Source organism: Pseudomonas sp. MS646 (genome assembly GCF_036693845.1).
Classification (GTDB): Bacteria; Pseudomonadota; Gammaproteobacteria; order Pseudomonadales; family Pseudomonadaceae; genus Aquipseudomonas; species Aquipseudomonas chlororaphis_E.
This window is the reverse complement of sequence record NZ_CP144763.1, coordinates 3,491,235-3,505,372: the sequence shown is the minus strand read 5'-3', so window position 1 is coordinate 3,505,372 and position 14,138 is coordinate 3,491,235. Positions and strand designations below refer to the sequence as shown.

Annotated in this window: 7 protein-coding genes; 4 read left to right on the top strand and 3 right to left on the bottom strand. The window is 63.0% G+C overall.

What is annotated here, in order from left to right:
* The first annotated feature begins 183 nt into the window (after positions 1-183).
* Together V3H56_RS15310 and V3H56_RS15305 are read left to right on the top strand one after the other, a co-directional pair.
* Positions 184-1,236 (top strand): YCF48-related protein, encoded by a 1,053-nt coding sequence (locus tag V3H56_RS15310; RefSeq protein ID WP_123578978.1) that lies wholly within the window; start codon positions 184-186, stop codon positions 1,234-1,236.
* 43 nt (positions 1,237-1,279) lie between these two features.
* Positions 1,280-3,655 (top strand): RND family transporter, encoded by a 2,376-nt coding sequence (locus V3H56_RS15305; RefSeq protein WP_047738801.1) that lies wholly within the window; start codon positions 1,280-1,282, stop codon positions 3,653-3,655.
* Positions 3,656-3,831: 176 nt separating this feature from the next.
* Here the strand turns inward: V3H56_RS15305 and V3H56_RS15300 are convergent, their stop codons facing one another.
* From V3H56_RS15300 to V3H56_RS15290, 3 genes are all read right to left on the bottom strand, one after another.
* On the bottom strand, positions 3,832-8,538 hold the full coding sequence (locus V3H56_RS15300; protein WP_338473555.1) for a DUF6543 domain-containing protein: 4,707 nt from the start codon (positions 8,536-8,538) through the stop codon (positions 3,832-3,834).
* Between the two features lie 139 nt (positions 8,539-8,677).
* Positions 8,678-9,397, bottom strand: coding sequence for a FadR/GntR family transcriptional regulator (locus tag V3H56_RS15295; protein ID WP_053145315.1), 720 nt, complete (start codon positions 9,395-9,397; stop codon positions 8,678-8,680).
* Between the two features lie 255 nt (positions 9,398-9,652).
* The gene (locus V3H56_RS15290; protein WP_042732819.1) at positions 9,653-11,389 is read right to left on the bottom strand and encodes an IlvD/Edd family dehydratase; all 1,737 of its coding nucleotides are present in this window, start codon (positions 11,387-11,389) and stop codon (positions 9,653-9,655) included.
* A gap of 192 nt (positions 11,390-11,581) precedes the next feature.
* On the opposite strand from V3H56_RS15290, the gene V3H56_RS15285 reads away from it, so the two are divergent.
* Together V3H56_RS15285 and araD1 are read left to right on the top strand one after the other, a co-directional pair.
* The gene (locus V3H56_RS15285) at positions 11,582-12,904 is read left to right on the top strand and encodes an MFS transporter (protein WP_042732818.1); all 1,323 of its coding nucleotides are present in this window, start codon (positions 11,582-11,584) and stop codon (positions 12,902-12,904) included.
* A 229-nt stretch (positions 12,905-13,133) separates the two neighbouring features.
* Complete coding sequence (gene araD1 / locus V3H56_RS15280; protein WP_047738796.1) at positions 13,134-14,126, top strand: AraD1 family protein; 993 nt, start codon at positions 13,134-13,136, stop codon at positions 14,124-14,126.
* Positions 14,127-14,138: the final 12 nt, after the last annotated feature.

Sequence of the window (14,138 nt, the reverse complement as noted above, 5' to 3'; positions counted from 1 at the left end):
CTCGGCCGATCTCCCCATGGTTAACAAAAGATAACGTGGCGTCGATTGTCAGACCTTTCGAAAGCCCGATAGGATAGGTCAGCTTCCGAAGTGGCTCTAGATTGCAGGTTTGCGCCGCGATCAAGTTGCTTACGGCGCCCTGAAAGGTTGAATGACCAACAATAATAAATGGGGGAAAGGTCTATGAATGAGCCTGTCATGGCGGTGGGCCGCTGTCGCCCGCCGGTGCTGCGCAGAGTGGCGTTGCTGGCTTCGGCGCTCTCGCTGCTGGGCTCTGCCGTGTTGTCGGCGCCGGTGATGGCCGTTGCGGCGTCGACCACCGATGTCATCTATTCCGTCGAATCGGCCAAGGCCAGCAAGACCCTGATGCTCGATGTGGTACACGCCGGCCAGCGGCTGGTGGCGGTTGGCGACCGGGGCCACATTGTCTACTCGGACGACCAGGGCACTACCTGGACCCAGGCCAAGGTGCCGACCCGCCAGATGCTCACCGCCGTGTTCTTCGTCGACGACAAGCACGGCTGGGCCGTGGGCCACGACGCGCAGATCCTGGCCAGTGACGACGGTGGCAGCACCTGGACCAAGCAATTCGAAGAACTCAAGCGCGAAGCGCCGCTGCTGGACGTCTGGTTCAAGGACCCCAGCCATGGCTTCGCCGTCGGCGCCTATGGCGCGCTGTTCGAAACCACCGACGGCGGCAAGCACTGGGAAGACGCCAGCGACCGCCTCGACAACGAAGACCAGTTCCACCTCAACGCCATCACGGCCGTGAAAGACGCCGGCCTGTTCATCGTGGGCGAGGCCGGCAGCATGTTCCGCTCCGCCGATGGGGGCCAGACCTGGGAAAAGCTCGAAGGCCCCTATGAAGGCTCGCTGTTCGGCGTCATCGGCACCGCCCAGCCTTCCACGCTGCTGGCCTACGGCTTGCGCGGCAATCTCTATCGCTCCACCGACTTCGGCGGCTCTTGGGAGCAGGTCGAACTCAAGGCCGCCCGCGGGGCCCTGGAGTTCGGCCTGTCGGGAGGCACGCTGCTGGCGGACGGCTCCATCGTGATCGTCGGCAACGGCGGCAGCGTGGTGCGTAGCACCGACGATGGCGTGAGCTTCAGCGTGTACAACCGTCCGGACCGGATTTCCGTGGCCGCGGTCACGGCGGCGGGCAACGGCAACCTGATCCTGGCGGGGCAAGGCGGCGTGCGCGCCACCACGGCCACCGGTGCTGAACTGAGCAAATGAGTCGAGCCTGCACGACGGGCAAAAAAACAAGAAGGCGGACCCCATGAGCAGTCATCACCAAGACAAGGCGACGTTCCTCGAGCGCCTGATTTTCAATAACCGCCCGGCAGTGATCGTCATTTGCCTGCTGGTCAGCCTTTTCCTGTTCTGGCAGGCCACGCTGATCCGGCCGTCCACCAGTTTCGAGAAAATGATCCCGCTCAAGCATCCTTTCATCGAGAAGATGCTCGAACACCGCAATGACCTGGCGAACCTGGGCAATACCGTGCGGATCTCGGTGGAAGCCACCGACGGTGACATTTTCTCCAAGGAATACATGGAGACCCTGCGCCAGATCCACGACGAGGTGTTCTACATTTCCGGCGTCGACCGTTCCGGGCTCAAGTCGCTGTGGAGCCCGAGCGTGCGCTGGACCGAGGTGACGGAGGAGGGCTTTGCCGGTGGCGAGGTGATTCCCCAGAGCTACAACGGTTCGGCCGACAGCCTCGACCTGCTGCGCAACAACGTTCTCAAGTCCGGCCAGGTCGGGCGCCTGGTGGCCAACGATTTCAAGTCGAGCATCATCGACATCCCGTTGCTGGAGTCCTACCCGGACCCGCAGGACCAGGGCAAGTTGCTGGCGCTGGACTACCAGAAGTTCTCCCACGAGCTTGAAGACAAGATCCGCAACAAGTTCGAGGCGCAGAACCACAACGTGCAGATCCACATCGTCGGTTTCGCCAAGAAGGTCGGCGACCTGATCGATGGCCTGATCATGGTGGTGATGTTCTTCGGCGTGGCCTTCGTCATCACCCTGGTGCTGTTGTACTGGTTCACCCACTGCATGCGCAGCACCATTGCGGTACTGAGCACCACGCTGGTGGCGGTGGTCTGGCAACTGGGGTTGATGCACGCCGCCGGTTTCGGCCTCGATCCCTACTCGATGCTGGTGCCGTTCCTGATCTTTGCCATCGGCATTTCCCACGGCGTGCAGAAGATCAACGGCATCGCCTTGCAGTCCAGCGAGGCGGACAACGCCCTGACCGCCGCGCGGCGCACGTTCCGCCAGCTGTTCCTGCCGGGAATGATCGCGATCCTGGCGGACGCCGTCGGCTTCATTACCCTGCTGATCATCGACATCGGCGTGATCCGCGAGCTGGCCATCGGTGCCTCCATCGGCGTGGCGGTGATCGTGTTCACCAACCTGATCCTGCTGCCCGTGGCGATTTCCTACGTCGGCATCAGCAAGCGTGCCATCGAGCGCAGCAAGAAGGACGCGACCCGCGAGCATCCGTTCTGGCGTGTGCTGTCGAACTTCGCCAGCGCCAAGGTCGCGCCGGTGTCCATTGCCCTGGCCCTGATCGCCTTCGGCGGCGGCCTGTGGTACAGCCAGAACCTGAAGATCGGCGACCTCGACCAGGGCGCGCCGGAACTGCGGCCGGACTCGCGCTACAACCAGGACAACAATTTCATCATCAGCAACTACTCCACCAGTTCCGACGTGCTGGTGGTGATGGTCAAGACCAAGGCCGAGGGCTGCTCGCGCTACGAAGCCATGGCGCCGATCGACGAGCTGATGTGGAAGATGCAGAACACCGAGGGCGTGCAGTCGGCGATTTCCCTGGTGACCGTGTCCAAGCAGATGATCAAGGGCATGAACGAGGGCAACCTGAAGTGGGAAACCCTGTCGCGCAACCCTGACGTGCTGAACAACTCCATCGCCCGGGCTGATGGTCTGTACAACAACAGTTGCTCCCTGGCGCCGGTGCTGGTGTTCCTCAACGACCACAAGGCCGAGACCCTGGACCGCGCCGTCACGGCGGTGCAGGAATTCGCCAAGGAAAACAACCGCGATGGCCTGGAGTTCATCCTCGCCGCCGGTAACGCCGGCATCGAAGCGGCCACCAACGAGGTGATCAAGGAGTCGGAGCTGACCATCCTGATCCTGGTGTACATCTGTGTGGCGACCATGTGCATGATCACCTTCCGCTCCTGGGCGGCGACCTTGTGCATCGTGCTGCCGCTGGTGCTGACCTCGGTGCTGGGCAACGCGCTGATGGCGTTCATGGGCATCGGTGTGAAGGTCGCGACCCTGCCGGTGGTGGCGTTGGGCGTGGGGATTGGCGTGGACTACGGCATCTACATCTACAGCCGCCTGGAAAGCTTCCTGCGGGCCGGGTTGCCGTTGCAGGAAGCGTACTACCAGACGCTCAAGTCCACCGGTAAAGCCGTCCTGTTCACCGGCCTGTGCCTGGCCATCGGCGTGTGCACCTGGATCTTCTCGGCCATCAAGTTCCAGGCCGACATGGGCCTGATGCTGACGTTCATGCTGTTGTGGAACATGTTCGGTGCGCTGTGGCTGCTGCCGGCACTGGCGCGATTCCTGATCAAGCCGGAAAAACTGGCGGGGCAGAAGGGCAATTCGTTGTTTGCCCATTGACCGGTTAAGTTCAGCGCAGAACCCGTGGCGAGGGAGCTTGCTCCCGCTGGGCTGCGAAGCAGCCCCAAAAGAGCCGCCTCCATCAATCTGATACATCGAGGGGGCAGGTTCAGGGGCTGCTGCGCAGCCCAGCGGGAGCAAGCTCCCTCGCCACAGTTGTTTGCAGTGTTCGTCGATCAAGGCGCCAACGGCAGAAACCGGCTCTGGGCCAGCGACTTGCTGATCTGCCCTCGATGTACATTCACCACCGCATAGGGGCTGGTGGCCTTGGCCAGCAGTGAGTGGTAGTGCTCCTTGCGTTGCTCCTTGGTCTTGAGGTGCGCAACGCTGAAGTTGTCCTTCGGTGTGTCGGCCGCTTCGTAATGAAAATGCGCGTACCAGATCGGGAAGCCGTCTCGGTCGTTGATGGCGTATTCCTGGAGGAAGTCCTTGCGGGCGCCTTGCAGGGCCGTGCGGTCGCCGAGCCGGGCCACCTGTATCAGGTTTTTCTCGAACAGGAACCGCAGGTTGCCGTCGGTGGGTGGCAGTTTCAGGCTCAGTTCGATACGCAGGTCGCTGCCCTTGGTGGTCAGTTGGTGGGCGGCGTCTGACAATTGTCGGCTCAGTTCCTCGTTGGCCGGGGTGCGCGAGGCGGGCGATGCACTGAACGCCCGGTCGAGTTCTTCGCCGAGCGTGCGGAAGTGACTTGCCTCATTGTTCAGGATTTCCTCTATTTCCTGAGGATGCCGACAGTGTGTCTTGTAGCTTTCGGCGCGGCTCATGCGCTTGTCCAATTCGTCGAGCAGTTCTCGTGCCTGGGTTCGGATGGCCTTGAACGATCGGGTCTGGGGCGCCGGGGTCGGGCGGCGTACATCGACCACATCCCAGACATCCTCGTGGCGCGAATAGGTGGCAAGTATTTGGTTGCTGCCCTTGGAGTGCATTTCGACAACTTCGATGGGTTGGCTCGTGCCGGCGGGTTTCAGGTCGCCGATCAAGACGCCATTGTGGCGGGTTCTGATCAACTTTTTCTGCGGCAGCCCGGCGCCGGTCCTGGGGCGCTTCGGTATACGCTTGCGCGGTTTTGGCTCGGGTTTGATTTCAGCGGCGAGTTTGTTGGAGACCTCCTGGTAAAGACCCTCGACCAGTTTGAGCAACCTGTCGAAATAGGATTCGTTGATGTCGTCCAGGTAAAGGGCCTTTGTCCCCTTCAACGTATCCAGGGTCTTGCCGTAGTGCTCGGTCAGGCTTTCCAGCACTTCGATTCTGTCTGACGGGGAGACGTCGTAGGTTTGCAGGTCATCGTGGGAACGGATGTGTTCCATCAGTGGTATGAGAATGCGCAGCAGGCGGTCGGGCAGGGCGGATTGGCGGTTTTTCACCGACAACATGGGGAGCGTGGTGAGTTGCCGGATTTTACTGCCAAAGGCGTTACTCTCATTGGCGGGACGGTTGCGGGTCAGCCGTTCGAACGCCCGTGCGCCCGAGGCGTCGAGGTTCAATAGCCGCTCGAGGTAGTCGTCCTTGAGTTCCAGCCAATGGATCGCCTGGTCATTGATGTTGCTCTTGGTGTCGAGGTATTTCATATAAGACTCGACGTCACGGATGACCATTTCCCTGATGTCGGTAGACTCTCTAAACTGAGGATGTGCTCGCTGGAGGGCCAGGAGCTCCTGTTCAGTGATCACGAACGCCTTGCGGGCATTGTTGATCACGTTTTCCATGAGCACATGCATGGAGCCGGACGGGAAACCGATGCCCAGGCTGGCGCGTTCGGCCGCGCTGTTCGCCAGCGTCAGGTACGCCTCGGTCTGTTCCTTGAGCAGGTCGTAGAAAATCTTGCGTTTCGCCGCCCGCTGGGCTTCGGTGTAGTTGCCACCTTCCTCGGTCCGGGTCATGACTTGCTGAGCCACGTCCAGGGCTTTTTGCCGATCGGCATCTTGCGCTTCCAACCGGTTGGATTCATCAGTCAACTGCTTGGCCCGCTCCAGGTTGACACGGCGCTGGGCGTCCACCCGCTTGGGGGGTGAACCGCCGAGCAGACGCAGGCGCAAATCCAGGTGCCAATGGCCCTGGTCATCGACTCGTAACGGCGGACCGTTCTTGTCGGCGTCGAGCGGAGCGAGGGGGTCGACGATGGTTGCACTGCCATCGTATTCAGGCGTGACCCGATAGAAGGCCCCTTCGACCTGGGCATGCCATTTGTTGTCGATCACGTACAGGCCCTTGAACGGGCCGTTTTCAATGGGGTCGGGCAAGGTCTTGGGGGAGGGCACCTGCAATTGTTGCAATCGCGCCTGTTGTTGCGGCGTCGGCTGGCCACTGGCCCTGGCGAAATTGAAATCCAGGCGCCGGCTGTTGGACTCGGCGGGGGCGTCAGGTTCGGCCACGGTGCCCTCCACGAGGGTGGGCGCCGCCGGTTCGGGCCATTGCTCGGCGACGGCGCGCGGCGCGGGCGGGCGCATGGCCTCCTGTTGCACCGACTCGGGCAGCGCGGCACGCGGCACCGGCCCACGGCCGGCAGGCAACTGGCTTACCAGCAGGGCTAGGTTGACGAGCAGGTCGACCGCGGCAAACTCGCGGGCCACCGGGTCGGCGCTGATCAGCGCCGGCATGTCCTGCTGGGCGCTGGCCATCAGGTTCCAGAGCCAGACGGTGGTCATGGCCGGGCCGCGCAGCAAAGGGAACAGCAAGGTGTTGAACAACAGGCCGCCGCCTTCGAGCAACACCGCCCAGCGACTTTCGCGATTGGACACCGAATCCCGGTCGGCCTGGGTCACCAGGGCCTGGGCGTTGCAGCCGTAGAGGTACTGCATCAGCTCGCCCTTGTGCAGCGATTGCAGCAGTTCGCCGTGGGCGTCGTCGAGGGCGAGCGTGGCGGGAGCAGGCTTGTCCGGGACACTGAATTCGTCACCGTTGAAGAACCGCATGATGTGAGGCTCCAGGAACCCACCGTTGGCGTAGATCGGGCGTGCGGCGTCGGGCAGCCAGGTCAGGATGCTGTCCTGCAGGTCCCCGGAGGTGGCAATGGCCTGCATCAGCGCCTCGCGGGTCGGGAATTGCTGCAGCGAGGGCGCGTAGAGCGGCCGATACAACAGGTGCGGACCGTTGGCGATGTCCTGAGCCTCGATGATGAACATGTTGGCCACGCTGTCGGGCCGGGCCTTGGGTTGGCGCAACACCCGCAACTGGCGAATGACCACCGGGCGACCGTCGACCCGCTGGCTCGCCGCGTCGGGTTGGAGCACGGCTTCCAGCAGGCGCAGGCCCTGGACGGTCATGCCGTTCTCCCCGGCCAGTTTCTGTTTCAAGGCTTCAAGCATCAGTTGCGCCGGGAGCTGTTCGGCGAAGATCCGTTGCCGCGCCTGCGCCCGGGGAACGTCGTCGACCAAATGCTCGCGCAGATAGCGAGGATAGGTCGCGCCAATGTCGACCTGTTCGATCAGTGGGTTGATAAAGGCCGGCGTCAGCCAGGTCGGCAGCGCCTGGCCCAGGCGATGGCTGAGGGTGAAGGTGCCGCTGGGGCGACCGACCAGGTTGTGGATGGCCAGTTCGGTCAGGCTCATCTGCCGCTTTTCGCTGAGGCCGATGGTGCCGGGATAACCCGCCGAAACGCTGAACGTCAGCACCACGTCGTCGGGTTGGAGTGGGCTCGCTGGCAGCGGGTTCGGACTGCGGTCGTTGGCCTTTCCCAGGTGTTCGAGCAAGGCGTTGGTGGTAAAGGCCTTGATGTCGTCGATGCCGCTGAGAAAGGTCTGGCCCTGGTGGCGTCGCTTGGCGCTGGCCAGCGCCAGGCTGTAGTGCTGGAGTGTCGTCTGGTCGACGATGGCGGCGTCTTTCAGCCAGGTGGGCAGCAGAGGGCCAAGGCGATCCTTCATGTCGGGTGACAGCCGCGGGGCGTCCAGCAGCGAGCGGGCCGGGTCGCTCAGGTCGCTGTAGAGATGCGTGAGCGCCTGGGTGTCGATCCCGGCGGGCAACTGCACCGCTTGCAGGTCGGCCAGTTGCTGCTCCAGCAGCATGGCCGCCTGGTGCTCGAAGACGTTGCCACTGATCTCTTGGCGTTGGCAGGTGATGGTGTCGACGGTGTATTGGCTGGCAATGCGTTTGCCCCAGTGGTGCTCGAAGGCCTCCAGGGAGGCAAAGGACAACACTGCGCTGCTGGGGCTGCACAAGAGCCATTCGCGCATGCCCTGATGGACGCGGGTCAGGAGGATCTCGCTGGCGACCAATGTCGTCTGGTTGCCACCCTGGGTGAGCTGGGTTTCCAGGTGGTAGGCATACACCGGCGCTTGTCGATTGAGGCACAAACGTTGCTCGTGGTCCGGCCACCGGACGATCTGGTCGAGGGTCTCGCGCGCCACCTCCGTGAGCCCGGGTTGTTGCAGGCCACGAAGGCTCAGGGTGTTGCGCAGCACATCGCTGAGCCAGCACCAGCGGCTGGTGTGGCGGCTCGCGTTGGCTTGGTCGTCGCCGCTGATGTCAGCGCTCCAGTAACCGACCAGCGCATCTTCCAGGTCGATCGGTACGCTCCAGGGCAGTTCAAGGATCGCTCGCCGGATGACCTGCATGTCCAGGCGTCGATCGCCTGACCAGAGGCGCCGTGGCGGGGCGTCGGAAAGAAAGCAGTCAAGTGCTCCCTTCGAGGTGAAGTCCGGGAGTGTGCCGCTGGCCAGGTAATCGAGGACCACGCCCATCAAGGGTTGGAAGTGCCAGCCGCGAGTGGTGACGTCCGGCGTCGCCAGTTGGGTCTTTAAGAGGTCGATGTCCAGCCACGGATCGGCTTTCTTGAGGGCCTGTTCGAGCAGACGCCGGGCGACCTGTTCGAGGGTCGGGCGACTGGCGAATTGCAGGCTGACACATTGGGCCAGCGCAGGGATCGAATCAGCGGTGGAAGGAGTGCTCATGAGAAGTCCTTTTCACGAAACATGGCCGTCGGGATGACGGCGAGAAAAGTATCGACTTCCATGGCATGGGCAGGCGGTACATAAGTACCGCCTGTTGAGAACAATGTCGGTTAGCCAAGCGTTGCGCTTTCTGACCTGATCAAGCGGGATCGGCTCCCAGCACAACGTTCAATGCGCTGCGGGCGTCGTCCAGTTGCACCAGCGTGGCGTGGCGGGCGCCGAGGGCGTCGCGGTTCTCGATGGCGGTGAGGATCGCCCTGTGCCGCGGCATCGCCAGCTCGTGGAGGTTGGGCCGTTGGTTGGAATGCTTGAGCGCTTCGGCGATGGCCACCGACAACATGTTGCACAAGTTGGCGAGCAGGTCGTTGTGGGTGGCGTCGGCGATGCGGCTGTGGAAGTCCAGGTCCGGTTGCAGCAGGGCTTCGGGCGTCGGGGCGGCGTCCATGCGTTCATAGGCTTCGCGGATGGCGGCGATGTCGGCGTCGGTGGCGAACTGCGCAGCCAGGGCGGCGGCAGCGGGTTCGATGATGCTGCGCACGCTGGTCAGCAAGCCGAAGAACTCGTTTTGCGGGCTGCTTTGCATCAACCAGTGCAACACGTCCGGGTCGAGCATGTGCCATTCGCGCCGGGCCTTGACCACCGTGCCCACCCGCGGGCGTGAATACACCAGGCCCTTGGCGACCAGCACCCGGGTGGCCTCGCGCAGGACCGGACGGCTCACGGCGTATTCCTCGCACAGCAAGGCTTCGGCTGGCAGTTTGTCGTCTGGCTTGAAGCGCCCGGAAACGATCTGCATGCCCAGTTCCTGGACGATGCGCGCGTGCATGCTTTTGCGGTCGGAAGGTTTGCGGTAATCCATGGACGCGAAGCGATCCTGTGCGGGAGGGGTGCTGCGCATGATAGCAGGCGCGGCGTGGGCGGGTCGCTAGTGCGAACTTGAATCCACTGAGGATTAGAACTGTGGGAGCGGGCTTGCTCGCGAAGGCGGCGTGTCAGTCGATATTGATGTTGACGGTGCCGCGGTCTTCGCGAGCAAGCCCGCTCCCACAAGGATTTCTGGCGGACGGGATTTCCGGACCGCCTCAAAATCACTGTGGGAGTAGTCAATGTTGGATCAATGAGAGTGCCGTGGCACTTCCGCCCCGCGGCAGCCGACCAGGAAGTCGAAGTCGCAGCCTTGGTCCGCTTGCAGCACATGGTCGATGTACAACTGGCGATAGCCACCCACCAGCAATTGTTGGGGCGGGGCGAGATCGGCCAGGCGGGCGGCGAGTTCGGCGTCGGGAATGTCCAGGTGCAGGCGACCGCTGGCGCAATCCAGTTCGATGAAATCACCTTCCTTCACCGCCGCCAGCGGGCCACCGGCGGCCGCTTCCGGCGCCACGTGCAACACCACGGTGCCGTAGGCGGTGCCACTCATGCGGGCATCGGAAATGCGCACCATGTCGGTAACGCCCTGGGCCAGCAGCTTGGCCGGCAAGCCCATGTTGCCCACCTCGGCCATGCCCGGATAACCCTTGGGCCCGCAGTTCTTCATCACCAGGATCGAGCTGGCGTCCACGTCCAGTTCCGGGTCGTTGATCCGCGCTTTGTATTCGTCGAAGTTTTCGAACACCACCGCCCGGCCGCGGTGTTGCATCAGCTCAGGCGTGGCGGCGGAAGGCTTGAGCACCGCCCCCAGTGGCGCCAGGTTGCCGCGTAGCACGCAGATGCCGCCGTCGGCGCGGATCGGGTTGTCCAGGGTGCGGATGACTTCGTCCTGGCCATAGATCGGCGCGTCCTTGGTGTTTTCGCCGAGGCTCTTGCCGTTGACCGTCAGGGCGTCGGGGTGGGGGATCAGGTTCGCTTCGCCGAGGCGGCGCAGCACGGCGGGCAGGCCGCCGGCGTAGTAGAACTCTTCCATCAGGAAGCGCCCGGACGGTTGCAGGTCGACGATGGTCGGCATGCCGCGACCGATGCGGGTCCAGTCGTCCAGCTCCAGTTGCACGCCGATGCGCCCAGCGATGGCCTTGAGGTGGATCACCGCGTTGGTGGAACCGCCGATGGCCGCGTTGACGCGGATGGCGTTTTCAAAGGCTTCCTTGGTCAGGATCTTCGACAGCCGCAGATCTTCGCGGACCATCTCCACGGCGCGCATGCCGGACATGTGGGCCAGCACGTAGCGGCGTGCGTCCACCGCCGGAATCGCAGCGTTGTGCGGCAGCGAGGTACCGAGGGCTTCGGCCATGCAGGCCATGGTCGAGGCCGTGCCCATGGTGTTGCAGGTGCCGGCCGAGCGGGACATGCCGCCCTCGGCCGCGAGGAAGTCATCGAGGGTGATGGTGCCGGCCTTGACCTGTTCGCTCAACTGCCAGACCACGGTGCCCGAACCGATGTCCTGGCCCTTGTGCTTGCCGTTGAGCATCGGTCCGCCGGTGACGACGATGGCGGGTACATCGCAACTGGCGGCGCCCATCAGCAGGGCGGGGGTGGTCTTGTCGCAACCGGTGAGCAGCACCACGCCGTCAATCGGGTTGCCGCGGATCGCCTCTTCCACGTCCATGCTCGCCAGGTTGCGGGTCAGCATGGCGGTGGGGCGCAGGTTCGATTCGCCGTTGGAGAACACCGGGAATTCCACCGGGAAGCCCCCGGCCTCGATCACGCCGCGTTTGACATGCTCGGCAATCTGCCGGAAGTGCGCGTTGCACGGTGTCAGCTCCGACCAGGTGTTGCAGATGCCGATGATCGGCTTGCCATGGAACTGATGGTCGGCGATGCCCTGATTTTTCATCCAGCTGCGGTACATGAAGCCGTTTTTGTCGGCGGTGCCAAACCATTGGGCCGAGCGCAGGGAGGGTTTCTTATCAGACATGATCGATTCTCTTATTGTATGACTATATTGTTCGAACTGAAGCGTAACATAAGCGCAATTTGCGCCGTTTGGAAGTGTTGTTGGGTAAATAGTATTACTATATAGTCCGGTTCAACGGAGGGATTGTCCTGGCGGTCGTGCGCGAGAGAAATCCCCCGAGTTCTATAACAACAACAATTGGAGAACGGTCCCATGAGCCAGGAACTGCGGCTTATTCGTCGCATCACGCTGAAACTGATTCCCTTCCTGATCCTGCTGTACCTGATCGCCTACGTGGACCGCTCCGCCGTAGGTTTTGCCAAGCTGCACATGGGCGCCGACCTGGGCATCGGCGACGCCGCCTACGGCCTGGGCGCGGGGCTGTTTTTCATCGGCTACTTCCTGCTGGAAATCCCGAGCAACCTGATGCTCGAACGCTTCGGCGCGCGCCGCTGGTTCGCCCGGATCATGATCACCTGGGGCGCCATCACCATTGGCATGGCGTTCGTGCAGGGGCCCAACAGCTTCTATGTGATGCGCTTCCTGCTCGGGGCCGCCGAAGCTGGCTTCTTCCCCGGCGTGCTGTACTACATCACCCAGTGGTTCCCGGTGCGCCATCGCGGCAAGATCCTGGGCCTGTTCATTCTTTCCCAACCCATTGCCATGATGATCACCGGCCCCGTGTCCGGCGGCTTGCTGGGCATGGACGGGGTCCTGGGCCTGCATGGCTGGCAGTGGTTGTTCATCGTCATCGGTCTGCCGGCGGTGCTGTTGACCTGGCCGGTGCTGCGCTACCTGCCCGACGGCCCGCAACAGGTCAAGTGGATGGACCAGGCGGAGAAGGACTGGCTGACCGGCGAGCTGAAGAAGGATTTGCAGGCATACGGCCAGACCCGTCACGGCAACCCGCTGCACGCCCTGAAGGACAAGCGGGTCTTGCTGCTGGCGCTGTTCTACCTGCCGGTGACCCTGAGCATCTACGGCTTGGGTCTGTGGCTGCCAACGCTGATCAAGCAGTTCGGTGGCAGTGACCTGGTGACCGGTTTCGTGTCGTCGGTGCCGTACATCTTCGGCATCCTCGGCTTGCTGATCATCCCGCGCAGCTCCGACCGCCTGAATGATCGCTACGGTCACCTGGCGGTGCTCTATGTCCTGGGTGCCATGGGCCTGTTCCTCAGTGCCTGGCTGTCGGTTCCGGTGTTGCAACTGGCGGCGTTGTGCTTGGTGGCGTTCGCGCTGTTTTCCTGCACGGCGGTGTTCTGGACATTGCCGGGGCGCTTCTTCGCCGGCGCCAGTGCGGCGGCGGGCATTGCGTTGATCAACTCGGTGGGCAACCTGGGCGGCTACATCGGGCCGTTCGTGATCGGTGCGCTGAAGGAGTACACCGGCAGCCTGGCGTCGGGGTTGTATTTCCTGTCGTGCGTGATGGTGTTCGGCCTGGTGCTGACCGGCGTGGTCTATCGCCTGCTGGAACGCAAGCACGTGCTGCCGGCGGACCAGTTCGCGGCCAGTGCCCGGGGGGCGACGCGTACTTGAGGTCACTGCGATCGCCTGTGGGAGCGCGTTTTTGTGGCGAGGGAGCTTGCTCCCGCTGGGGTGCGAAGCGCCCCCTAATATCAGGCATCGAGTTTATTCAGGCAAAACATAATCGCCTGTTTTGCGACTGCTACGCAGTCGAGCGGGAGCAAGCTCCCTCGCCACACAAGCTGGCAAGGGGGCTGACCGTTTCACTGCATATTCACGTTTTGTTTCACAGGAGAAAACCATGCGTTTAGTTCAGTTCGAATTGCCCAACGGCGAGCGCCGCGTCGGTGTGGTCGACGGCGACCAGGTGCGCGAAGTGCACAGTGCGACGAGCGTGCGCGAGCTGGCGCTGGCGGCCATCAAGGCAGGCGTGAAGCTTGAGCAACAGGTCAATGGCCTGGGCCTGGGGGCCGGTCACGACTACGCGCGGTTGCTCGCCGAGCTGCGCATCCTGCCGCCACTGGATCACCCGGACCCGGCGCACCTGCTGGTCAGCGGCACCGGGCTGACCCACCTGGGCAGCGCGTCGGCGCGGGACAAGATGCACCAGCAGGCCGGTGACGAAGCGGCCATGACCGACACCATGCGCATCTTCAAGTGGGGCGTGGAGGGCGGTAAGCCCGCCTCGGGACAGGCGGGCGTGCAACCGGAATGGTTCTACAAGGGCGACGGTAGCATCGTGGTCCGCCCGGGCCAGCCGTTCCCCTTGCCACCGTTCGCCGAGGATGCCGGCGAGGAGCCGGAAATCAGCGGCCTGTATGTCATCGGTTTCGACGGCAAGCCTTACCGGGTGGGCTTCGCGGTGGGCAACGAATTCTCCGACCACGTGATGGAACGCAAGAATTACCTGTACCTGGCCCATTCGAAATTGCGCAGTTGCAGTTTTGGTCCGGAACTTCGCCTTGGTGAATTGCCTCAACATCTGTCCGGGAGCAGTCGTATCCTGCGCAATGGCGAAGTGCTGTGGCAGAACGAGTTCCTCAGTGGCGAGGCGAACATGTGCCATAGCCTCGAAAACCTGGAGTTCCACCATTTCAAGTACAGTCAGTTCCTGCGTCCGGGGGACGTCCACGTTCATTTCTTCGGCACCGCGACCCTGTCGTTCGCCGATGGCATCCGCACCCAGCCGGGGGACGTGTTCGAGATCAGCCAGGCCGAATTCGGCGCGCCGCTGGTCAATGGCATCGCCCCGGTGGACGCGGTGTTCACCCCAGGCACTATCGGCACACTCTAAAAGGAGACTTGC

Coding starts and splice junctions, on each gene's coding strand:
- V3H56_RS15310 (WP_123578978.1), top strand. CDS start 184: ATGAATGAGCCTGTCATGGCGGTGGGCCGCTGTCGCCCGCCGGTGCTG.
- V3H56_RS15305 (WP_047738801.1), top strand. CDS start 1,280: ATGAGCAGTCATCACCAAGACAAGGCGACGTTCCTCGAGCGCCTGATT.
- V3H56_RS15300 (WP_338473555.1), bottom strand. CDS start 8,538: ATGAGCACTCCTTCCACCGCTGATTCGATCCCTGCGCTGGCCCAATGT.
- V3H56_RS15295 (WP_053145315.1), bottom strand. CDS start 9,397: ATGGATTACCGCAAACCTTCCGACCGCAAAAGCATGCACGCGCGCATC.
- V3H56_RS15290 (WP_042732819.1), bottom strand. CDS start 11,389: ATGTCTGATAAGAAACCCTCCCTGCGCTCGGCCCAATGGTTTGGCACC.
- V3H56_RS15285 (WP_042732818.1), top strand. CDS start 11,582: ATGAGCCAGGAACTGCGGCTTATTCGTCGCATCACGCTGAAACTGATT.
- araD1 (WP_047738796.1), top strand. CDS start 13,134: ATGCGTTTAGTTCAGTTCGAATTGCCCAACGGCGAGCGCCGCGTCGGT.